This is a genomic window from Gemmatimonadota bacterium (assembly GCA_026706845.1).
Lineage (GTDB): Bacteria > Latescibacterota > UBA2968 > UBA2968 > UBA2968 > VXRD01.
In genome coordinates this window covers 1-22526 of sequence record JAPOXY010000089.1, presented here as the reverse complement: position 1 = coordinate 22526, position 22526 = coordinate 1, and the positions used below count along the sequence as shown (strand labels likewise).

21 protein-coding genes are annotated in these 22526 nt (G+C 47.5%); 16 read left to right on the top strand and 5 right to left on the bottom strand.

Annotation, left to right across the window (positions count from 1 at the left end):
• The coding region (locus OXG87_09020) for a hypothetical protein (protein MCY3869686.1) at positions 1-744 on the top strand (744 nt) is incomplete at its 5' end.
• A 141-nt stretch (positions 745-885) separates the two neighbouring features.
• Here the strand turns inward: OXG87_09020 and OXG87_09015 are convergent.
• Entirely contained in the window at positions 886-1230 is a 345-nt protein-coding gene (locus tag OXG87_09015) for a type II toxin-antitoxin system PemK/MazF family toxin (protein ID MCY3869685.1), read from the bottom strand.
• Positions 1227-1439: a hypothetical protein gene (locus tag OXG87_09010; protein MCY3869684.1), complete on the bottom strand. Its 213-nt coding sequence runs from the start codon at positions 1437-1439 to the stop codon at positions 1227-1229. Before OXG87_09010 ends, OXG87_09015 begins: the two co-directional genes overlap by 4 nt.
• A gap of 104 nt (positions 1440-1543) precedes the next feature.
• On the opposite strand from OXG87_09010, the gene OXG87_09005 reads away from it, so the two are divergent.
• The 9 genes from OXG87_09005 (at position 1544) to OXG87_08965 (ending at position 13149) form a co-directional block, all read left to right on the top strand.
• Positions 1544-3952 carry an ABC transporter permease gene (locus tag OXG87_09005; protein MCY3869683.1) on the top strand — a complete coding sequence of 803 codons (2409 nt, stop codon included), beginning with the start codon at positions 1544-1546 and terminating at the stop codon, positions 3950-3952.
• Positions 3953-3974: 22 nt separating this feature from the next.
• Positions 3975-6404 carry an ABC transporter permease gene (locus OXG87_09000; GenBank protein ID MCY3869682.1) on the top strand — a complete coding sequence of 810 codons (2430 nt, stop codon included), beginning with the start codon at positions 3975-3977 and terminating at the stop codon, positions 6402-6404.
• 9 nt (positions 6405-6413) lie between these two features.
• The gene (locus OXG87_08995) at positions 6414-8255 is read left to right on the top strand and encodes an ABC transporter ATP-binding protein (GenBank protein MCY3869681.1); all 1842 of its coding nucleotides are present in this window, start codon (positions 6414-6416) and stop codon (positions 8253-8255) included.
• A complete protein-coding gene (locus tag OXG87_08990) occupies positions 8252-10072 on the top strand; it encodes an ABC transporter ATP-binding protein (protein ID MCY3869680.1) in 1821 nt (606 codons plus the stop codon). The genes OXG87_08995 and OXG87_08990 overlap by 4 nt, the downstream gene beginning before the upstream one ends.
• Before the next feature lie 19 nt (positions 10073-10091).
• Positions 10092-11429: an ABC transporter permease gene (locus tag OXG87_08985; GenBank protein MCY3869679.1), complete on the top strand. Its 1338-nt coding sequence runs from the start codon at positions 10092-10094 to the stop codon at positions 11427-11429.
• A gap of 131 nt (positions 11430-11560) precedes the next feature.
• Positions 11561-11824 carry a hypothetical protein gene (locus tag OXG87_08980; protein MCY3869678.1) on the top strand — a complete coding sequence of 88 codons (264 nt, stop codon included), beginning with the start codon at positions 11561-11563 and terminating at the stop codon, positions 11822-11824.
• Positions 11821-12210, top strand: coding sequence for a type II toxin-antitoxin system VapC family toxin (locus tag OXG87_08975; protein MCY3869677.1), 390 nt, complete (start codon positions 11821-11823; stop codon positions 12208-12210). The genes OXG87_08980 and OXG87_08975 overlap by 4 nt, the downstream gene beginning before the upstream one ends.
• Positions 12211-12394: 184 nt before the next feature.
• Positions 12395-12739, top strand: coding sequence for a hypothetical protein (locus OXG87_08970; GenBank protein MCY3869676.1), 345 nt, complete (start codon positions 12395-12397; stop codon positions 12737-12739).
• A 95-nt stretch (positions 12740-12834) separates the two neighbouring features.
• The gene (locus tag OXG87_08965) at positions 12835-13149 is read left to right on the top strand and encodes a DUF2283 domain-containing protein (protein MCY3869675.1); all 315 of its coding nucleotides are present in this window, start codon (positions 12835-12837) and stop codon (positions 13147-13149) included.
• A gap of 11 nt (positions 13150-13160) precedes the next feature.
• Here the strand turns inward: OXG87_08965 and OXG87_08960 are convergent, their stop codons facing one another.
• Positions 13161-14237: an endoribonuclease gene (locus OXG87_08960; protein MCY3869674.1), complete on the bottom strand. Its 1077-nt coding sequence runs from the start codon at positions 14235-14237 to the stop codon at positions 13161-13163.
• Positions 14238-14274: 37 nt separating this feature from the next.
• Positions 14275-15060: a metallophosphoesterase family protein gene (locus tag OXG87_08955; GenBank protein ID MCY3869673.1), complete on the bottom strand. Its 786-nt coding sequence runs from the start codon at positions 15058-15060 to the stop codon at positions 14275-14277.
• Between the two features lie 360 nt (positions 15061-15420).
• Between OXG87_08955 and OXG87_08950 the strand changes: the two genes are divergently transcribed.
• Genes OXG87_08950 through OXG87_08935 form a run of 4 tightly spaced genes read left to right on the top strand, consistent with a single transcriptional unit; the run spans position 15421 to position 18855 of the window.
• On the top strand, positions 15421-16338 hold the full coding sequence (locus OXG87_08950) for an alpha/beta hydrolase (GenBank protein MCY3869672.1): 918 nt from the start codon (positions 15421-15423) through the stop codon (positions 16336-16338).
• 5 nt (positions 16339-16343) lie between these two features.
• Positions 16344-17399 (top strand): histidine kinase, encoded by a 1056-nt coding sequence (locus OXG87_08945; protein ID MCY3869671.1) that lies wholly within the window; start codon positions 16344-16346, stop codon positions 17397-17399.
• A complete protein-coding gene (locus OXG87_08940; protein MCY3869670.1) occupies positions 17396-18109 on the top strand; it encodes a LytTR family DNA-binding domain-containing protein in 714 nt (237 codons plus the stop codon). Before OXG87_08945 ends, OXG87_08940 begins: the two co-directional genes overlap by 4 nt.
• Before the next feature lie 23 nt (positions 18110-18132).
• Positions 18133-18855 carry an HAD family hydrolase gene (locus tag OXG87_08935; GenBank protein MCY3869669.1) on the top strand — a complete coding sequence of 241 codons (723 nt, stop codon included), beginning with the start codon at positions 18133-18135 and terminating at the stop codon, positions 18853-18855.
• Here the strand turns inward: OXG87_08935 and OXG87_08930 are convergent.
• Positions 18852-19181: a helix-turn-helix transcriptional regulator gene (locus OXG87_08930; protein ID MCY3869668.1), complete on the bottom strand. Its 330-nt coding sequence runs from the start codon at positions 19179-19181 to the stop codon at positions 18852-18854. The two genes, OXG87_08935 and OXG87_08930, sit on opposite strands and share 4 nt — an antisense overlap.
• Before the next feature lie 326 nt (positions 19182-19507).
• On the opposite strand from OXG87_08930, the gene OXG87_08925 reads away from it, so the two are divergent.
• Complete coding sequence (locus OXG87_08925) at positions 19508-21946, top strand: ABC transporter permease (protein ID MCY3869667.1); 2439 nt, start codon at positions 19508-19510, stop codon at positions 21944-21946.
• Positions 21947-22099: 153 nt separating this feature from the next.
• The coding region (locus OXG87_08920; protein ID MCY3869666.1) for an ABC transporter permease at positions 22100-22526 on the top strand (427 nt) is incomplete at its 3' end.

Below are 22526 nucleotides of genomic sequence, written 5' to 3'. Positions count from 1 at the left end.
CCAAACGGACCGACCAACGAGGTTTTGGTCAACGAACACCTCGCAAAGCGATTCGAATGGGCGCACGCACCTGGTCAGACATTTCCATTTCAAGTGGGACAAGTTGAGCACCCCCAGGTCGTAGGCGTCGTTCCTGATTTTTATTTTCAAAATACTTTGCCCCCTATGGGACCACTGGTCATTCACAAAGACCCCGAAACCGCGATTCGGGCTATTCTGGTGCGCCTCCAACCGGATATGGCAACGGAAACCGAAACAAGATTGAAGCACCTCTGGTCCGAAGTTGCGCCAAGTATTACACCGCAGTTCGGTCTTTTGCAGGATGACCTTGTAAATTCCATTCGAGATCCTCGAAAAATGTATCAATCCATCGGCTATACGGCCTCGCTCATGGCGATTGTAGTCGCCTGTGTGGGATTGATCGGGCTTGCCATGCACATGCTGTCCCGCCGCACAAAAGAAGTTGGCGTTCGCAAAGTTCTGGGAGCTTCTGCACACGCCCTCTTTGTCTTACTATCCTTACCCATAGTCCGTCTTGCTGTCATTGGGTGTATCATTGGAACCTCCATGTCCTTTTTTGCGATGCGTGCGTATTTGCAACGCTTTCCATTTCAAACACCACTGGAGCCAATGCACTTTGCAGGACCAGCGATAGGCTGTATCGCCCTGGCACTTGTGGCAATTTCATATCACACCACACGCATTGTGCGAACAGACCCTGTGAAAGAGTTGCGATATGAGTGAGCTATTTCGTTGTGACAGTCCCTTGAATAACAGTAAATTTTTAAGGGGACCGGTCACCCAGTCCCCTTTTTTGAAATATGCGAAAATGCAATGGCGTTCTGTTGTCTGTGGTAATGAGCAATCCTATCGTAAGAATCTCTCTTACAGATTGCGTCCCGTGAGTTTTGCAAGCTCCTCAAATATTGTGTTCAAAACCTGAGTACTCACATTCCCAATGCGTTCCTGAAGGCGACGTCGGTCAATCGCCCTCAGTTGAAATACGAGTGCCACCGATTCGTGTTGCAACCCATTTTCTGGTGTGGGACGAATGAATGTCGTACCAGCAAAACGGGTTGCTGACCTTACTGTCGTCAGAGGTATCACAAGTACAACAGGTAAGCCGTCACCATAGTTGTCATCTTGTAAAACCACGGCGGGACGACGCCCGCGTTGCTCATGGCCATTGGCGGAGGGCAGATCGACCCAATGAATGTCCCCAACATTCACCGCTCTTCTGCCTCCCATTGATCAATCAGTGTCCATGCCTCATCGCTCGCCTTGTCCCACTGGTCTAATTCGGACTTGAGTTCAGGCGTCATATCCACAGGACGAATGAGAATATCTACATAGATGCCATTGGGCAAGGGGGTATTGCTCTGGGGCACAACCACACCGTCTTTGATAATCCCTGGGATTGTCCAACGCTCGGTTTTCATAAAAAAGGCTCCAACACGCAATGCGAATTTTTTTTGATTCTCGTGATTTTAAATATCGTGAATTTCTAGTAGTTTTGCAATTCTGTATTTCTATGAGGTATAAAATGTTCAAAGCCAGTGTTGAAATGTCTTTATTCGGTAGCTACCTGAAAACGGCGATCCGCAACCTCGCCAGACACCGCATCTACTCTGCCATCAACATCATCGGCATTTCCATTGGCCTCGCCTTCTGCATCCTCACCTTTCTCTTTGTCCACCACGAATGGACCTACGACACCTTTCATGAAAAGGCCGACCGCATCTATCGGATTACAGCAAAAGAAAAAGGTCCTTTTGGTGATCGTATGATTGGTGGGGTACCACACTCTCTCGGTCCTGCAATCAGCGAAACATTCCCCAACATACAGACTGTTCGTTTCAGCAATGACAGCGGGGATATTAGTATAGAAGATCGCTCTTTTCGACCGCTCCTGGGTTTTGTTGATCCCAACTTCCTCGACATTTTTTCTTTCCCACTCATTCATGGCGACCCTGCGAATGCCCTTAAAGACAAATATTCTGCACTGATTACAGAAAAAGCAGCACAGAAGTATTTCAACAAAGCCAACCCGGTCGGAGAACCACTTCCAATTCAGCGGGAAAAGGAAATTCACAACTACACCATCACGGGCATCCTAAAAGACGTACCCAAAAACTCCACGCTTGAATTTGAAGTGCTACTGCCTTATGAACAACTGGAAGCTGAGATAGAAGCTATGCAGAGGCAGTATAACTACACCTCTTTACAGGATACGTATATACTACTACTCCCGGATGTACACCCCAATAGTATTGAACAACAATCTACCAAATGGATCAAAAACTGGTGGGCCGAAAGCAGAGGCGAAGAGAGACAACTTAAACTCCTCCCTATCACCCAGATGCACTTCAACCAGAACTTATGGGAATACAGCATCAGTAATCCAGTTTACTCATACATATTATCGGGCATTGCAATCCTCGTCCTGTTTATCGCCTGCGTCAACTTCACGACCCTGACCCTCGGACGGCAGGCAACGCGGGCGCGAGAAGTCGGTTTGCGAAAAGTGGTTGGTGCAAAGTGCTCGCAGATTGCAAACCAATTTATCGGGGAATCACTCTTACTCATCCTCATCGCGCTTATCGCTGGCATTGCCATAGCAGAACTCGCATTGCCAACGTTCAACAACTTAGTCGGACTAACCCTGGTCGGAAAATCCCTGTCCATGAGCGATGGCCTCAATCTCATAACACTCGCCTTTCTCATTCTGCTTGTCATCCTCGTCGGCATCACAGCAGGTGGGTATCCCGCCTTTATCTTATCCCGATTGCAGCCGACCCAAATCATAGCGAGCCGTTTGCAAATGAAAACCGGCAATCGTTTTGGCAATGTATTGATCATTTTTCAATTTGCCCTGTCCATATTTCTCATCATCACCACCCTGATGATGGGCAAACAACTCACATTTTTGCGAACCCAACCTTTGGGGTATCAAACCGAAAACATTATTACTATATCGACCTATCCTCTGGAAGAAGAAAGCAAAACCTTACCAACTGTTTTTCGGGATGCCCTACAGTCTCACCATGCAGTAGTCAGCGCGACCTGGATGGATTACAGTCTAACCAATAACACCGGGCGTAGTATGAGCTATCGAAGTTATAAAGGAAGTCCAGAGTACCGCGTTGAAAACATTGGAATTGATTACGACTTTTTCAAAACACTCGGCATAAAACTCGTTGCGGGTCGAGAATTCTTCAGAGAATTTCCATCCGATGAAAAAAAATCGATCATTGTCAACGAAGCATTCGTCGAAAAATTCGGCATAGAAGATCCAATTGGCAAAACAATCCAATATGGCGCATACAACAAGGCTATCATCGGCGTTGTTCGCAACTTCCACTTTCTTTCCCTGCACCACAAAATAGAACCCGCTACTATGATCCTCCAGGCATGGACTAACAAATTGTATGTTCGCATCCGTCCCGAGGATATGCCTGGCACAATTGCGTTCATGAAAGAACAGTGGGAAAAAGTCGCACCTCATCACGCATTCAGATTTTCATTTCTCGATGAAAACATAGACAGACAATACAAAAAAGAAGAACGCTGGAATCTCATGATCCAATACGCCACCGGATTCGCCATCTTCATCGCTGCACTCGGCGCATTTGGACTGGCGGCTCTCGCCACAACCAGACGCACCAAAGAAATCGGCATCCGCAAAGTCTTAGGCGCATCCCAAAAGCAAATCTTATCCCTGCTCTCACGAGAATTTGTCCTCTACATCGTCCTATCGAGCCTCATCGCATTCCCCATCGCCTATTACGCGACCAATAAATGGTTACAAACCTTCGCCTACCGCACTGAATTGGGTATTGGCATATTCTTACTCGGCAGCATAGCCATGTTCCTCGTCGTACTCACAACCGTCACCACCCAGACCCTCAAAGCCGCACGCGCAAACCCGGCTGATTCGTTGAGAGATGAATAGTGATTAATGAGAGGAAATTCTCATGATTAAAAATTATCTAACCGTTGCGATCCGAAATTTGATGCGGCACAAATTGTACACATCCATCAATGTATTGGGACTTGCTATCGGATTGGCGTGTGGCATTCTGATCCTGTTGTACATCCAGCAGGAATTTGCAGCAGATCGTTTTCACACCCTGGGCGACCGCATTTACAAAGTAATTCGAGAACAACGCGGCAGCACACGAACAACTTATGGCATCGGTACATCAGGTACACTCGGTCCTGTGCTGAAAGAAACATTTCCCGAAGTAGAAACAACCGTGCGTATCTGGTGGGGTGGCGTATCTGCACAATACGGCGAACGCCAGGGTCGATACTCCTTTGCACTGGTAGATGACAACTTTTTGGACGTATTTGATTTTCCCCTCGTAAAAGGCGACTTAGAAACCGCGTTTCGCACGCCCTACTCTGTGGTCATTACCGACGACATGGCGCAACACTTGTTTGGCGATACGGACCCAATGGGCAAAACATTTTCAATCGACGACAACAGTTTCCCTGGCGAGTACACAGTTACCGGCATTGTAAAAGAGCCTCATCTCTCGCCAGAACTTTATTTTCAAATACTCTCAACCACAATACCCCCTGTAGAAGAGACGCAACGGGCGTGGACGATGTGGCGGCCTTTGCTATCGTGGCGTCCAGTAAACACATACGTACTATTAAAAGCAGGGCAAAACGCAGAAACTCTCCAGGCGAAAATGCAGTCGTTGATCGTGCAGTATATGGGGGATGAAGTTGCAGCAAAAAACGCCTATCATCTGCAACCGCTGCACCGCGTGTACCTGTATGGTAAATCCGATTTTGACCCGGCTGCCGACAGCCCCATACAACAAATTTACCTGTTGGCGGCTATTGGAATGATCGTGGTGGTCATTGCCTGCGTGAACTTTACAAATCTGGCGACTGCTCGCGCTGTCACCCGCAAGCGCGAAGTCGGCGTGCGAAAAGTCGTTGGCGCGCATCGTCCACAATTGATGGTCCAATTTTTAACTGAATCCCTGCTTTTAACCTGTTCTGCCCTGCTGATTGCCCTGGCACTGGTCGAGCTATGCCTGCCCTTATTCAACCAATTTGTGCGCGGCAACTTACACCTCAACGCAGCTACAGTGATAACATGCACACCAGCGGTACTGGCATTCACATTGTTGGTCGGATTACTGGCGGGATGGTATCCGGCATTTTTCCTCTCATCCTTTAGTCCGGTCACAGTGCTAAAAAGCAGTGCATCGTCCTTCTCCGGTTCTGCATGGTTGAAGAAAGGACTCGTGATTTTTCAATTTGGCATGTCCATCTTGCTGGTGATCTGCACCCTGATCGTTTATCAACAACTGCGATTTATAGACACTAAGGACATGGGTTTTGCACGCGATCACATTGTGAGTTTACCGATCTTTGCTCACGACCGTGAGCATGAACTTGACCCACAAATGCGCCTTTCAGCACGCCATCAGATGGTCAAACAGGTCTTTCTCGAACACCCCAATATCCTCAGCGCGTCGGCACTGCGATACGACATCTCGGGATACGGCGGACGACCGCGCTTAATCTGGCCCGATAGAGACCGCACAAAAGAACGGACAATTCGCATGAACGAAGTCGATGATTCGTACTTTGAAACATTTGACATTCCCGTGCTTCGCGGTCGCGCCTTTTCAGCAGATGTTGCCAGCGATACCTCTCAGGCGATTATCTTGAATGAAACAGCCGTACGCCTGCTCGGCTGGGAGGATAATCCGATTGGCAAACAGATCGAGTGGCAGGCATTGATAAATCCAACTCTGACCGTAATTGGCGTTGTAAAAGACTACCACAGCTTGACGCTCCGAGAAGAAATAGCCCCCATGGGATTTGTGGCCCGCTGGAAGCTATTTTCCTCGCTGGCCCTGCGCATCCGACCAGAAAACACCGCGCAAACCCTGTCCTTTCTCGAAACACAGTGGAAACGCTTTGTCCCAGACGCGCCCTTTGAATATTACTTTTTGGATGAAATCATACAGTGGTACTATTTTGACGAGCAACTCACCGGCAAAATGCTCGGGGTATTTTCACTGCTGGCAATTTTTGTAGCCTGTTTGGGACTATTCGGACTGGCGGCATTTATGGTTCAATCTCGCACCAAAGAAATCGGCATCCGCAAGGTACTGGGCGCATCCACACCGCATCTGGTGATGCTACTCTCCCGCGAATTTATATTCCTCATTCTGCTTGCCAATCTCATCGCCTGGCCAATCGCCTACTATCTGATGCGCGACTGGCTCTCCGGTTTTGCCTATCAGACAGACCTGAATGTCTTGCCATTTGTTGCAAGTGCGATAATGGCACTGCTCATCACCTTTGGAACCGTGAGCATGCAAGCCATTCGGGCTGCGCGATCCAATCCCATTGATGCGTTGCGATATGAGTGAGCTATTGCTATGAATAATCCAAGCCAACCCAAGCCCATTCCAGTATTCAGGGCAGATCGCCTCGGAACCTTCAAACAATTCCTGAATCTGATCTGGTTATTGCGCCTCGTCATGAAAGTGGCTCCGGCTCCGGCTCTCTTATGGGCGTTTACGTCCCTCATTCGCAGCCTCGTACTGCCCATCAACCTGTGGATTACCAAATATCTGGTCGATGCTGTGGTCGATGTGGTTCGGGCTGATGGATCTCTGAACCCGGTATTTACCTATCTAACTTTCCTTCTCGCGGGACTTTTTATTCAGCGATTGGTAGGATGGATAGATCCCTGGTTGAGCGGCAAATTCCAACAAGCCGCAGGTCGGGAACTGACCCGCCTCGTCATAGTCAAAGCCCCTCGCCTCTCATTAGAACAATTCGAGCACACGGGCTATTACGACGAACTCACGCGCGCCATGTCTCAAACCGAACAAAAAGGACCTGATATTTTAGACCAGGTCATGAGCGTCGTGCGCAACCTCTCCAGCTTCATCGGATATGGTGCTGTTCTCTGGGTCATCCACCCATTTATCCTGATGGGCGTAGTAGGGCTTACAGGGGTGTCTATCTGGATAGCCATGAAAGGCGGTCAAGATGTCTGGTCTGTCTTGAGTCGCCAAACATTTAAGCGGCGTTTGGCAGATTATTACGGCGCCATAATAGTTGACCGCAATACAGCCAAAGAGGCACGCCTCTATGATTTGAAACAGTATTTGATCGACAGATGGACAAAACTCTATTGGGACTCCAGAAATGAGTTGCGCCGTGAGGCCATCCGGGTAGATCTCAAACAATTTGGGACGTATGGCATCAGCGTCCTGGCAAGTATAGGTGCCTTATACTATATTGCCGTCAGTCCGTCTGTAGATGCATCTCCCGGTCTCTATACGATTTTTTTTCAAGCGGTTTCGGGCATACTCGACCCCATGTATCTGATCGTTTTGGCACTTCGCCAACTGGGAGAATCATCGGGTTATGCGTCAGACCTTCGCCATTTTCTCGACCTGCCCGAATACAGTGCCCCATCTGCTGACCCAACAAAAAATACCAGACCATTTCCCAAACCCTTGCGCCAGGGCATCGTCGTAAAAAATGTGACCTATACCTACCCCGGAAGCGAAACCCCTGCGCTCCACAATTTGAATCTCGAAATCAACGCTGGCGAAAAAGTCGCCATTGTCGGCGAAAATGGATCGGGTAAAACCACCTTTGTCCGCCTGTTATTGGGCCTCTATCGCCCCGATTCAGGCGCGATTTTAGCCGATGGTATTGATTATCAGGACATAGAACCCCACCTGCTCTATCATTCGTACTCAGCCGTAATGCAATCTTATGTCCGCTACCATCTTTCCCTCGCCGAAAATATCGCCCTATCCCAGATCCAAACCGAAGAACAGAAGCACGCTGTCCATCGCGCCGCTGTTCAAGTGGGTGCGGATATAACCGACTCTTTGCCTCAGGGATACGACACACTCATCGGTCCCGAAATAGGCGGTGTCGATCTATCGGGAGGGCAGTGGCAGCGCGTGGCACTCGCAAGAGCCTTTTTCCGAAATTCTGAAATACTCGTCCTCGACGAACCCACTGCCGCCCTGGACCCAATGGCCGAACTCGCAATTTTTGAACGCTTTCGAGAACTCGCTGCTGGACGCACCGCACTGATGATCGCCCACCGACTCGGCATAGCGCGTTTGGCAGACCGCATCCTCGTCTTTCGCGGAGGAACCGTTATAGAAGAAGGCACGCACGATCAGCTATTGCGCGAAGGTGGAGAGTACGCAGAGCTATTTGAATCTCAAGCGAGGTGGTACCGATGAGCCAGGAAAAATCATCCCAACGCACAAACCTGTGGCGCCCTATTGTCGCTATGGTATTCGAACTCTGGCGTGCCCATCCCCTTGCTTTTGTCGTTTTAATCGCCACCACAGTAATACCGGGATTTTCTTACATTGCCTATACCTTGGCTACGCGGGGGCTGATCAATGCCCTCGTCGAATCCCCCACCCCCAGTGCCTGGGATATCCCAACCTATATGCTCCTCTACATCGCAGCCATTTTGGTTGAAATGACCATGAATATGCTGCGTCCGATCATCATGGTCTATCTCCGCGACCACGCGACACATCACATACAATCGCGCATTTATGAACAAGCCTCCAACGCGCCGCTCATCCGGTTTGAAGACAGTGCGTTTTACGACTGCCTCCGACGAGCGAACAACAATTTGGGCGACCGCCTCACAGAATTGCTCAATGGCATGCTCCTTCCCCTCTGGCAGTTTTCCATTGCCGCTTCAATTGCCGGCACCTTGTTTGTCGTGCATCCGTGGATCATTCCACTTATGGCACTTGGAATCATCCCCTCTCTTCTCCTGCAATCAAAACGCGCCCGCCTGGTGTACGATGTGCAAAGAAAACACACATTGACCGACAGACTGCGACATTATTACCAGGAATTGCTCACAGATAGACAGGCTGCGGCTGAAGTGCGCCTCTTTGATTTATCGAAATTTTTGCACAACCGTTGGACGCATTCATGGCGAACGCGCGAAAAAGACGTCTTAAACGTCTATAAACGCGACGCGGGCTATCATGCATTTGGAGGATTTTGGGAATGGCTGAGCTATGCCGGTGCGCTATCTCTAATTATCTATTCCGTTGTCATGGGACAAGCCACAATTGGCGACTTGGCCGTGGTGATCAGTTATGCGACGCGTTTCCAAAATTTTTTACAGGGCACCGTCCAGAGCGTTGGCAATATACTCGAACACTCGGAATTTCTGGGCGATGCGTTCGAGTTCTTCGCGCTTGCGAAAGAGCAAGAAAAAGAGCCAACCGAGAAGATCAGTGCGCCCCACATTGAACAGGCATCCGACACAAAACGGGGACTCGCCATCACTGCCCGGGATATTACTTTCACCTATCCATCGAGAACTGATCCCGTAGTTAAAAATGTGACCTTACAAATTCAAGCCGGAGAGAAAATCGCAATCGTGGGAGAAAATGGAGCCGGCAAAACAACACTGGTAAAGCTACTCATCGGATTATACGCGCCTGACTCGGGCGAAATTTATATGGTAGATGGAGATATAGATAAACGACCACCCGAAGAAGTGCAAAGTCGTGTCGCAGCGGTTTTTCAGGACTATGCAAAATTCGATCTGAAACTCAGAGAAAATATCGGATTCGGACAGTTGGACGCCATGTCCGACAACACCAGACTCCACGCTGCTGCACATCGAGCGGACATCCTCGATATTCACGCGGACCTGAGCGATGGATGGGATGGATATCTCGGAAGAAAATTTGGAGACCGCGACCTATCTGGCGGACAGTGGCAAAAAGTAGCACTGGGAAGAGCCTATCTCAAAGATGCGGATCTGGTCGTACTCGATGAACCGACATCGGCATTAGACCCCAAAGCAGAACTCGCCCTGTTTGAGCGATTTGTAGATCTGACAGAGAACCGCACAGCACTCATGATATCTCACCGCCTGGGTGCTGCCCGATTGGCCGACCGCGTCATAGTGATGAAGGATGGTCAAATCATCGAAACCGGATCTCATGAAGAATTGCTGAAATTCAACGGCGAATATGCCAGACTATTTTCTGCCCAAGCACAATGGTATCAATAAATTTTTAAGAGAGCTATTCATGATCAAAAATTATCTAACCGTTGCGATCCGCAACATCGCCAGAAACAAAACATTCTCTGCCATCAACATTGTTGGGCTGGCTATTGGCTTGGCCAGTTGTATTCTCATTCTGTTATTTGTGCAACGTGGGTTTCGCGTGAATCGATCTCACGAAAAAGCAGATCGTATTTACAGGGTTATTCAGGAGACACATAGAGAAGACAAAACGCTCTCCTGGAGTTCTGGCACGTCTGGTGCGCTTGGTCCAGCTTTAAAATCAGAATTTCCTGAGGTTCAAGAAGGCGTTCGAATTCTGAGACGCGCATCTATTTTAGAAGGCAATGGCAAGACATTTACACAAACCGTTTCTCTTGTGGACAAGAGCCTGTTTGACGTTTTCACTTTTCCCTTTCTCAAAGGCGATCGACAAACCGCTTTGCGAGATCCTAAAAGTATTGTACTCACAGAAAGCACTGCGAAACAATTCTTCGACAACGCCGATCCGATGGGGCAAATCATCACGATTTATAACAGACAATTTCGGGGTGATTATTTGGTGACCGGGATATTGAAAGACCTTCCCCGCGAAACCACGCTAAGGTTCGACGTGCTGGTGATAGACCCAAATCGCTCTGCCTCTACCCGAAGGTATTGGGAAGAATGGGCGCAGACAGATAATATTCGGCCCGTAGAAAATTATGTTTTACTTCCTGAAAGTTATGATCCTAAAATTTTGGAAAGAAAGCTACACGACTTTGCTTCACGCCACCTTGAGCCAGAAGAGGCAAAAATTACAACATATCATCTTCAACCATTCGTACGTATATATCTCTATTCTTATACCGACTATGGCGTGTGGTGGGATGGTATTGGCACGATTTACTCGCTTTCAGCGATTGCTGCTTTTGTGCTCCTTCTCGCCTGCATTAACTTCGCCAACTTATCCACTGCGCGATCTGCCGAGCGCGCCAAAGAAGTAGGACTGCGCAAAGTGGTAGGTGCTCATCGATTACAACTCATATGCCAATTTCTTGGCGAAGCCCTCTTAATGGCAAGTGCGGCCCTGCTTGTTGCCCTTGGGCTGGTAGAATTGTTAATGCCCTCCTTTAATGACCTGATCCGAGGCGAAATAAAATTGACATCAGAGTCCTTTATACATTTGCTCCCGAGTTTAATCTGCATCACGCTTTTAACTGGCTTACTGGCAGGCAGTTATCCAGCCTTTTTCCTGTCAACCTATCAACCTGTCGAAACCTTGAAAAGGGTCTTCAAAACTGGCGGCAGCGGTGCCTGGCTGCGCAAAGGACTGGTGGTTTTTCAGTTCTCCATTCCCGTGGACGCCCTGCGATATGAATAAGCTACGTCAGGTGTGACTTTATCAACTGATATGGGAAACCGATGGTCTAAGACCAAACACAACTTGCAGCTTGTAAAAAAAAGGCTATATTCACCATAATGACTGCACATTTTCTGAGTGGAGAAAAAGCAATGCCAAAAGTAGAACTGGAATACCTGGGTGATGATCTTGTCATCTCTAAACAAACCGCAGAGCAAGAATTGGGACTCCATCCAGGAGATCGTATTGAAATCAGACCCAAAGCCGATTTTGAACCTGAAGTACAATCCTTCAAAAAATCCAGGCTTCTCACTGAATCTCTCGAAAACCTCCGAGAAGCTTTCAAACCCTCGGATCTGGACGATTGGGAGACTCAAAGAAATCACCTGTGGTCAAAATGGCAACTTCCCACATGATAGTTGATACCGATATCATCATTGACTTCTTAAGACGCCAGTCAGAAGTCTTGCACCAGGTTGCAAGCCAATATCGCTGCCATATAACAGCCATTTCGCTCTTTGAATTGCAGATCGGGGCAATCCGATCAGAACAACAAAAACAGCGATTTTCTCAAGTACTCTCGCATTTTTCTATTCTACCATTCGACGCCAACGCTGCGCACCATGCATCGACACTTGGTCGTCAGCTTCAGCAATCAGGGCAAATGATTGGCCTACCCGATACAATGATTGCAGGTATTTGCCTCTCCCAAGACCTTCCACTGCTCACCCGCAATACCCGACACTATACAAGAGTAGCGGGCCTTCAGATTTTTACGCCAGACAATTTGCCCCTCACCTGAGCATACTAAAAATACACCCACCGGACGCGAGAAGGCACTTTGTAAAATTGAACAAATTAGTGCATTGCGAACGCATCTGGGTATTCCAGCGGATTTACTAATAGAGATTGATGCCGAATGAACTTTCGAGAAGTAGTACCCTCTGGAGGCCTGAGACGAGTCTGCATTGGTGGAAGGGCGGCTGATGGAGGTGAACTGGGCTTGCGGGACAGCGGAGTTGCACTACATCCCACAATGGATCGTGCCATTGCGTTTCGATCCAGCACTGAACGACGACATGCGTCGGCTGGCGACACAGTATGTCGAGATCAGAGGCCGCGGCCGCTTCAACGACAATGACGAATGGAATGTTATTTATGTAGAACAGATAACCAGCACGCGGTCATGGTCAGAGCCATTTGACCTCGAGGCATTTCGCAATGATCCCAATCCGAAGATTTTCGATCCTGATAAAGTCGTCGCCATTGACTTGACAGAAGAAGAGTGGGAGGCTTTCCATCGTGTGATATGTGAAGGACGGAATGTCTAATGCTTTCAAACGACCACGACTTCTCCGACATTCCCGACCTGGAACTCATCCAAGCACCGGCACCACAATCAGATCAGTTACAGGAATAACGAATTATGAAACTACATGTCGATAAGGAAGCCAACGCGTTCTATCTGCGCCTTGACGACTCTGCTATCGTCGAATCAGAAGAGGTCTCGCCGGGTATGGTGCTTGATTACAATGCATCAAATGAAGTAGTAGGTGTATCTATGAATCAGTTTGCGATTTCTGCTTTTGTGCGTGAAATAGCCGAACTCGAAACCACAGCCTTCTTTCAAAATCAATATGCAGGAAAAAACAAACGAGAAATTCTGGAGGCATTTGACGCTGTTATGAGCAAACAAACCCCCAAACAAACACCTCCTGATTGGGACCAATTGGATAGATGAGTGAGCTATTTCTATTTCATGACCTCGTCAATGGGCGAATCTATACTTGATTTTTCGACATCATCCAGTCCCAAAAAAATAGGGTAGAATGACCGAATAAAATCTCCACGGCTACCATCGGTATTGGTACTGCGATACAACACGAGATTGTAAGTCGTCCCATTGATCGTTATCCGGCGTTTGTCACTGATTTTGCCACGCACACTCTCGAAAAAGACGACTGTAGCCATAGCCACTTCACATTCGGGACTCGACCCGACAAAGAACCCACTCTTCCTCTTAAACAATTTCGCGATAGGTTCGCCCAGAGTATCCAACACGGTATAAATCATCTGCAGAGTGACTATATTGGGATTCAGGGTTCCTTGTGAGTCGTAATTATAACCATGGAAATTGACACGTTTATTATTCTCGTCGAGGTAGAACTTAACCCAGGAATGGTATCCCGAAACGTCACCAAAAATCTCGCGTTTATTGTCCTGCCGTAGTTTGTATTTCCCCTCTCCAACAAAGACGTGCTCAAACCCAGAACAGAAATCTATTGTCCCGCGATTGGTGTACAATTCAAACCACAGGCGATGGAGTACCTGACGAAACAGTGCCTCCGACAAATTTTCTCTAAAAGTCTGGTTAATGTAGTTTCGGGCGATCTGCATGGGCCGAGTTTGGAGAATCTGCGATAGAAAATACTGTTGCTCGGCCTCTTCTTCTTCTGTGGTAAACTCGGAATCTACAGTGCGGATGGCATAGTTATCCAATAGCCTCATGAAGCTGGCATAAGTTCGGTTGGGATCGAACAACTTACTTTCATTCACCTTATGGAACAAAGGACGCATAGCCAAATCGATAGTCCGTTCTCCCGATGCCTTCACCTGTTCGTCCAACAGGATGTCAGCCTCTGGATCTTCCCATTCTCCTGTCTTTGTGCGCCGACTCACAGAGAGTAGGTTCTCGTCACTATCCCAAATGCGTTGAAAGACATCATCCTTCGTCAAGTCAACAGGCAGTGTTGACAGAGATTCTTGAGACGGCACCGGCAAAGCAATAATGAAAGGTGCCAACAGTCCGAGAAATATTGAGCGAAACATGGTTTTCTCCTCTGGGTTATTGTCGATGCCAGGACGGTTATACCTCGGAAACCACACCGGGATACCGATTTTCAATCCACCAATCCGCATGTGGCATCCCACTCTCTCGCGTTTTTCTCACCAGCAAATCGATATATATCAGCACGCGGCGTAACTCGATACGAAGGCTCCTATTCTCCCACGCAATAACGCCATATTCTGCCCAGGGAGGATATCCCCTATCGTGTGAATCATCCAATGGACCTCGAAGAATCCGGCGTATCCGATCCTGTGCGGGAACAGGCGCACCCACACTTCCGGGATTGACAATCGTGCAATCTCCGTAATAACGGACCATCTGCGTATGCGTATGCCCCCCAGCCAATACCATCGCGTGATAACCAGACAGCAGGCGTTCCATCTCCTCACCTGGCGTATGAGAAGCGATTCCATCTTCATTAGATCGTGGAGAACCGTGATAGCAAAGAAGATTGGTATTCGTATCAAGCGGTACCTCAACCGTTGCCTGGAATGTCCGCATGTAGTCGAGATCATCAGGTGAAAGTTTACGGACACCCCAGAATCGAACTTCATTTCCTCGCCTGGCGTTCTTGCTCTTTCCCATACCAGGACGTGGATCAAGACACCACACGTCCATATTCCCCATAACAACAGAACCATTCAGAGATTTCAAACGAGCAATAACCTCACATGGTTGGGGACCGTCAGAGATGGTATCACCCAGACACACAATGTGATCAATGGATTCTGTTTTGAGATCGTTCAAAACAGCTTCTAAAGCCACTGCATTTCCGTGAATATCAGAGATGACGGCGATTCGCATATTCATACCTCCTTGTAGTGAGAGAGCTTCAAAGGAATTTTTGTGCATCAATGGCCCTGAAAACAAAAAAAGCGCGGACAATCTACCATAGGAGATGTATCTCTCCTATAGCAGCTCCCCCGCGCCATTAATTCAGTTGACGCAAATCTGCTATTCATCTACACCAATGGTACGCTATAGAGCATCAGAAAGCAAGTCCTTTGGAATATTAGCCATTCTCGCCCTGAAAGCCCCGTATCCAGCACGTCCATTGAACCGTTCACCAGCCTGTTAAACCGCTTATCATCTTTTGCTTCTTAAAACGCAATTGATGCCTACCTTTTGATTGAGAAAATTACTCACCATCAAAAGGAGGATATCATGTCAAAATGGAAACACGTCATATTGCAAATCAGTGCGATCTGTCTCGCACTTCTAATACCGATTCCCGCATCTGCCCAGACAGATAATCTACAGCCTTTCAAAGTACAAATAACGGGATCTGGACATCCGATGATCTTAATTCCCGGCTTAAGTAGCTCTGGAGACGTTTGGCGCGAAACAGTCAGCCGATACCAGAACAGCTTTGAATGCCATGTCTTTACACTGGCGGGATTTGCCGGACAACCCCCCGTGCAAACAGACCATTATTTGCAAACCATGAGAGACGCGCTTATTGCATATATCCAGGAAAACGATCTGAAAAAACCAATCCTTGCGGGACACAGTTTGGGCGGTTTTCTATCTTTGTGGGTTGCTGCAAGCATACCCGAAAGCGTGGGATCGCTTATTATTGTCGATGCCGTGCCCTTTTTACCCGCATTACAAAACCCGGCAGCAACAGTTGAATTTATGCGTGCGCCAGCAGAACAAACACGCGCCTGGATACGCTCTCAAACGCCTGAACAAAGAGAAAAAGCAACGCCATCTATGCTCAAAATGATGATCACAGACCCCGCAAAAATAGATACGGCTGTCGTGTGGAGTCTATCTTCGGACCCAAACACCGTTGCACAAGCAATGTACGAAATATTTTTGACAGACCTGCGAACCGAAATTAAAAAAATACAAACACCTGTTCTGGTATTGGGAGCCTGGGTCTCGGGTCAATCTCAGGGCGCAACGCGAGAAAGCTCACTGGCCGCGTATCAAAAACAGTATGATCAGGTTGAGAAATGCGAAATATGGATGACGGACACGGGCAAACACTTTATTATGTGGGACGACCCAGAGGGCTACTTTACGACCATTGATGCGTTCCTCGCTCGCAAGACAATCACCCCCCCTGTTCCCAGATGAGCAATATGTCCGAGATCAAAAACCACAACAAAGCGTATTGGACCTGTCAGATTTTGGGATGGGGAATATACGGCTTGCTCAACACAGTTTTCCTATCTGCTTTTCAGACCATTACGGCACAAAATTTGGGAATCACCGTTTTTGGAAGTGTCCAGCTTTTGTTGTGGACACACCTGCTCAGAATCATATTCAAAAAACGGCATTGGGTCACACTGCCTTTGTGGAAACTGTTTATCAGAGTACTGATAGCCGATCTTGTCATTGCGGTTATCAGCCAGAGCATTCAGATCTTTGGTTATCTTTATATAGACGAGACGCTTACGATTGAACAATTCCGTTGGAAATTGTATGGCATCCAAATACTCAACACGAACTTTATCCTCTGGATATGGTCGCTGTTATATGTCGTGTTCCACATGTTTGACATAACCAAACGCGGAGAACGCGAAAAATGGGAATTACAAACAGCGGTTCAAGAAGCCGAATTGATGGCCCTAAAAGCCCAGATAAATCCCCATTTTCTTTTTAACAGCCTCAACAATATCCGTGCACTGGTCATTGAAAACCCCGCACGAGCACGGGACATGATCTCAAAACTGTCTGAACTATTTCGATACGCGCTACAGGTCAGCAGCACCAGAAGTGTGTTGTTAAAAGAGGAATTGGCAATTGTGAAAAACTATCTCCAACTCGAAGCCACCCAGTTGGAAGACAGGTTGCGCTATCAATTTGACATCGCGCCAGAAACACGACAAGTCGAAATTCCCCCGATGACCATACAGACCCTGGTCGAAAACGCTATTCGACACGGCATTGCACAGCATCCCGATGGTGGCGAAATCTCAATTCGGACAACCCTTCAGCAAACTGCTATGGTGGTCTGCATTGTAAACACCGGTCAAATGAAAAACAACGCAACAAATGACGGTATTGGCCTACAAAATACCAGAGAACGTCTGCGCCTTTTATTCGGTAATACCGCGCAATTGACAGTTGAAAATACTTCTCAAAATCAGGTTTGTGCAAAGTTTCAGGTACCGCTCACTGGACAACAAACATGAATGCATTGATTGTCGATGATTCCCGACTTGCCCGTCAGGAATTAAAACACTTACTCAAAGCTTTTGAGGCCATCACTGTCGCAGGTGAAGCCGCAAATGCAGATGCCGCACGGCAGCAACTCAAAAGATTGTCTGTCGATGTGATCTTCCTCGATATTCAGATGCCCGGACAAGACGGTTTTGAATTGCTTGAAACCCTTGACCAGGTACCACAAGTGATCTTTACAACCGCCTATGACGAATATGCCATTCGGGCTTTTGAAGTAAACGCGCTCGACTACTTGCTAAAACCCATTCAGCCTGAACGCCTTGCAAGCGCGATTGAAAAACTACAAGCCCAAACCCTTTCTTCCGATAAAACTGTTGCACCGGCATTGACAGATTCGAGTCGCGTCTTTGTAAAAGACGGTGATCAGTGCTGGTTTATCACACTCTCAGACATTCAATTATTCGAAGTCTCCGGCAATTACACGCGGGTCTATTTTCAAAAATTCAAACCCCTTATTCCGCGCACCCTCAACCACCTTGAAAAGCGTTTGGACAAACGCGTATTTTTTCGCGCCAATCGCCAACAAATTATCAATTTACAGTATATCGAAAAAATTGAGCCATGGTTTCAAGGCAGCCTGAAAGTATTTTTGAAAGGGGGCTATGAAATAGAAATTTCCCGACGTCAGACACAAAAATTCCGAGATCTCATGAGTCTTTAATCTGTGCGACCAAAGGGGCAGTGATGAAATTTAAAGCAGTAATTTTCGACTTGTTTGGGACTCTTGTCGATAATTTTAGCAAAAAAAAGCACGACAAAGTACATGCATTGATGGCCGAAACGTTGTCGGTGCCATATAAAGCGTTTAGACAAGCATTCGGCTCTTCTTTTTCTGACCTATGTATTGGGAAATTCAGGTCAATAGAAGAAATTATCGCTGTATGTTGCGCTCAAATTGGTCTATCTCCCAGTGACTGCAAAATCAACACTGCCGCACAATATCGATACGACTTCACAATGAGGACACTCAAACCAAAAGTTGAAGTCCTGCTTGCGCTTCAAAACCTAAAAAATGATGGCTATAAAATTGGACTCATAACAAACTGCGGCCCAGATGTCCCTCTACTCTGGCACACTACCCCTTTATCAGAGCATATCGATTTACCACTCTTTTCTTGTACAGAAAAAATACAAAAGCCCGCTATTGAAATCTATAAACGGGCACATGAACAGTTGGGACTTCCGTCAAATGTCTGTGTTTATGTAGGCGATGGTAGCAGCCGGGAAATGACCGGTGCTAAAGAAATCGGTTTCTTACCCGTACTAAAGCAAGTCGATTTAGAAGATGTATATGATGACGCAAGACCAGACATAATTGGCTGGCAGGGGTTATCAATTACTGAAATTGAGGAACTGCCTGAATTACTTCCGCGCATTAATAGCCCGGATCAGAAGCAAAGGAACTAAACAGCAACGACCCGCTGATGGCCGCCTCTATCTTCCGAATGCGTAATGCGAATTTCGATATTGCGGTTCAGCCGATTCAGAAACCCAAACAGTCTCTCTACACTAAAACGGCTAAAATCACCGTTCTTTAGCCGGGATACATCGGACTGATTGATCCCAAGAATTTCTCCCGCTTTTGCCTGCGTCAGCTTCCGTCCTTCAAGAATACTATAGATTTCAAATGCGAGATCTGCCTTCAGCAACTCACGTTCAGCCTCTGATTCTGAGAAACCGATGTCCCGAAATACATTTCCAGAGCTTTGCTCAAATTTGACCTTTTCATTCATTTTTTCCCTCCATCTTGCTCACGAGAATCCCCGACCCATGTTACACTTTTTATTTTTTCATTCAAAATTGTACCTTCCCTCAATTTATGGTAAATTTACCATACTTCTATAAAGATTTCAAGGTTTTTTAGCATATAGAAAGTGTTCATTTTCGGACACCACTGTATCAAAATCGGACACTTATTGAACGGCACTCATGGCGCAAATTTTCATAACTACTTGTAAAACATAGAGAAGAATATTTTGGCACGGGAATTGCTTGCTATTTTTATAGATTCACGTTACCTGTATGGTGCAAGTCCTATCCCTACACAGGAGAAACCAAAATGTTCAGAGCACATGCTGGAATGTCTTTATTTTATAGCTATCTGAAAACAGCGATCCGCAACCTCGCCAGACACCGCATCTACTCGGCCATCAACATCATTGGCCTCGCCATCGGCCTTGCATTCTGCATTATCACCTACCTCTTTGTCCACCACGAATGGACCTACGACACCTTTCACGAAAACGCCGACCGCATCTATCGGGTTTATGTGCAGACGCCCTCCGGGATTGGAGAACACCCTCGAGCCACTGACGGCGCAGTACTGAGGGAGGCATTCCCTGAGATGCAAACGGCTCGTTCGGGGGGGGGATTTGGAAAAATTGGCACAGATGACCGCGCTTTTCAAGCCTTGTGGAGTTATGTCGATCCCAACTTCCTCGAAATCTTTTCGTTTCCAGTCATTCGTGGCGAGGCTGCTCTTCAAGACAAGTATTCCGCGCTTATAACGGAAAGAATTGCTCAAAAGTATTTCAAAGACGCCAATGCGATTGGCGAGGTACTTCCTATCCAGCATTTCAATCCCATACTGCGCAAAGACGAAATTAAAAATTACACCGTCACGGGCATTCTAAAAAATGTGCCCAAAAACTCTACGCTTCAATTTGACATACTATTGCCTTTTGAACAAAGCGCGTACGCAGAGAGTAAATACGCCAGGGCGGATACGTATATGCTGCTCCCGCCAAATGTAAATCCCAATAGCCTTGAACAACAATTTCCCAAATGGACCAAAATCTGGTGGGGAGAAAAGAGCGAAAACCAGCTCAAACTTCAGCCACTCGCGCAAATGCACTTTGATCCAATTATCCGGACCTCGAATGTCAGCAATCCCATCTATACGTACATCTTATCGGGCATAGCCCTACTCGTGCTATTTATCGCATGTGTCAACTTCACAACCTTAACCCTCGGACGACAGGCAACCCGGGCGCGAGAAGTCGGCTTGCGAAAAGTCGTTGGCGCAGGGCGCATGCAAATCGCAAAACAGTTTATCGGCGAATCCCTCTTGCTCATCTTCATCGCACTCATCGCTGGCATCGCCATCGCAGAACTCGCCCTGCCAACATTCAATAACCTATCTTACCAATCTCTGGCCCTGACCGACGGCCTCAATTTCACAACACTCGCATTTCTCATTCTGCTGATCACCCTCGTCGGCATCACAGCGGGGGGCTATCCCGCCTTTGTGCTATCCCGATTGCAACCAACCCAGATCATAACGAGCCGATTGAGAGTCAAAACGGGCAATCGCTTTGGTAGCGTACTGGTCATCTTTCAGTTTGCCCTATCTATATTCTTCATCATCACCACCCTGATGATGGGCAAACAACTCGCTTATTTGCGAACCAAACCCCTGGGATTCCAGGCCGAACACCTCGTCTCCATTTCGACTATGGATATGGTCTTGAGACGAGGAGAATACAGAACCCTGCCCACTGTTTTTCGGGACGCGCTACAGTCTTATCCGGGGGTGGTCAGCACAACCTGGTTTAGTGGGGGCCATTTATACAGCAATATGTTCGCGCATCCGCGCCCTCCTAATATTTTTGTGAGCTATGAAGACAGTCAAGAACAACCGGTTCAAATGATGTCTATTGGCTACGACGTGTTCAAGACGCTCGACATAAAACTCGTTGCTGGTCGGGAATACTCAGAGGAATTTCCAACCGATCAAAGAAAATCGATTATCGTCAACGAAGCGCTGGTTGAAAAACTCGGTATAGAAGACCCCATTGGCAAAACGATCAAAGATATCCGAAAAGTCTCGCAGAGAAATAATCCGCGCGAAAAGCGTATTATCTCACGCTCCAAAACCATCATTGGCGTCGTTGGCAACTTTCATTTTCGCTCTTTGCATCACGAAATTGGACCTGTCATTATGACCCTCTTTACAACCGATCATTCCAGCTTGCTGGTTCGCATCCACCCCGAAAATGTACCCGGTACCATCGCATTTATGAAAGAAAAATGGGAAGAAATTGCCCCTGCTCTAACATTCAGATTTTCGTTTATCGATGAAAACATAGACAGACAATACAGAAAAGAAGAACGCTGGAACCAGATAATCCAATACGCTACGGGATTCGCCATCTTCATCGCCATACTCGGCGCATTCGGACTGGCTGCTCTCGCCACGACCAGACGCACCAAAGAAATCGGCATTCGCAAAGTCTTAGGCGCATCTCAGGCGCAAATCTTGTCCCTGCTCTCGCGGGAATTTGTCCTCTACATCGCTCTCGCAAGCCTCATCGCATTCCCCATCGCCTATTACGCGACCAATCAATGGTTACAAACCTTCGCCTACCGCACCGGGTTAGGTATTGGCACATTCTTACTCGGCAGCCTTGTCTTGTTCTTCATCGTGCTCACAACCGTCACCACCCAGACCCTCAAAGCAACCCGCGCAAACCCGGCGGATGCGTTGAGAGATGAATAGGAAATAACGACAGGAGTTCAAAATGTTTCGCAGTTATTTCATGGCTACTCTTCGCACCCTGCTGAAAAACAGGGGATTGACAGCGATTAATATCCTGGGTCTGGCAATGCTTGGGTGCAAACCCAAACCCACTTTTTTCAGCAAGACGTATGTGTGGCAGACCCAGAGATTTTCAATGTGTTCACCATTCCATTTATAAGCGGCGATCCGAACACGGCATTGACGCAGTCGGGCGCAATGGTATTGACCCAGTCCATGGCGCACAAATTCTTTCAGAACCAGAATCCAATAGGAAAAGCCCTGCAAGTAGATCATCAGGAACTGAGCGGCACCTACTTTGTAACGGGTATTGTGCGCGACTTTCCGCCCAATTCGACCTTTTATTTTGATTGCCTGACCGCCACGCCAAAGGGCAACATGGCGGACATGTGGTCTATCTGGCAACCCACGGGTGTTTGGCGTCCCTTTTTCACGTATATTCTATTGCCCGAAGGATACGACCACCGCGCACTACAGCAAAAACTACCCGATTTGATAGCGCGATACATGGGAGATGAAGTCCGCCAAACAACCCGGTACA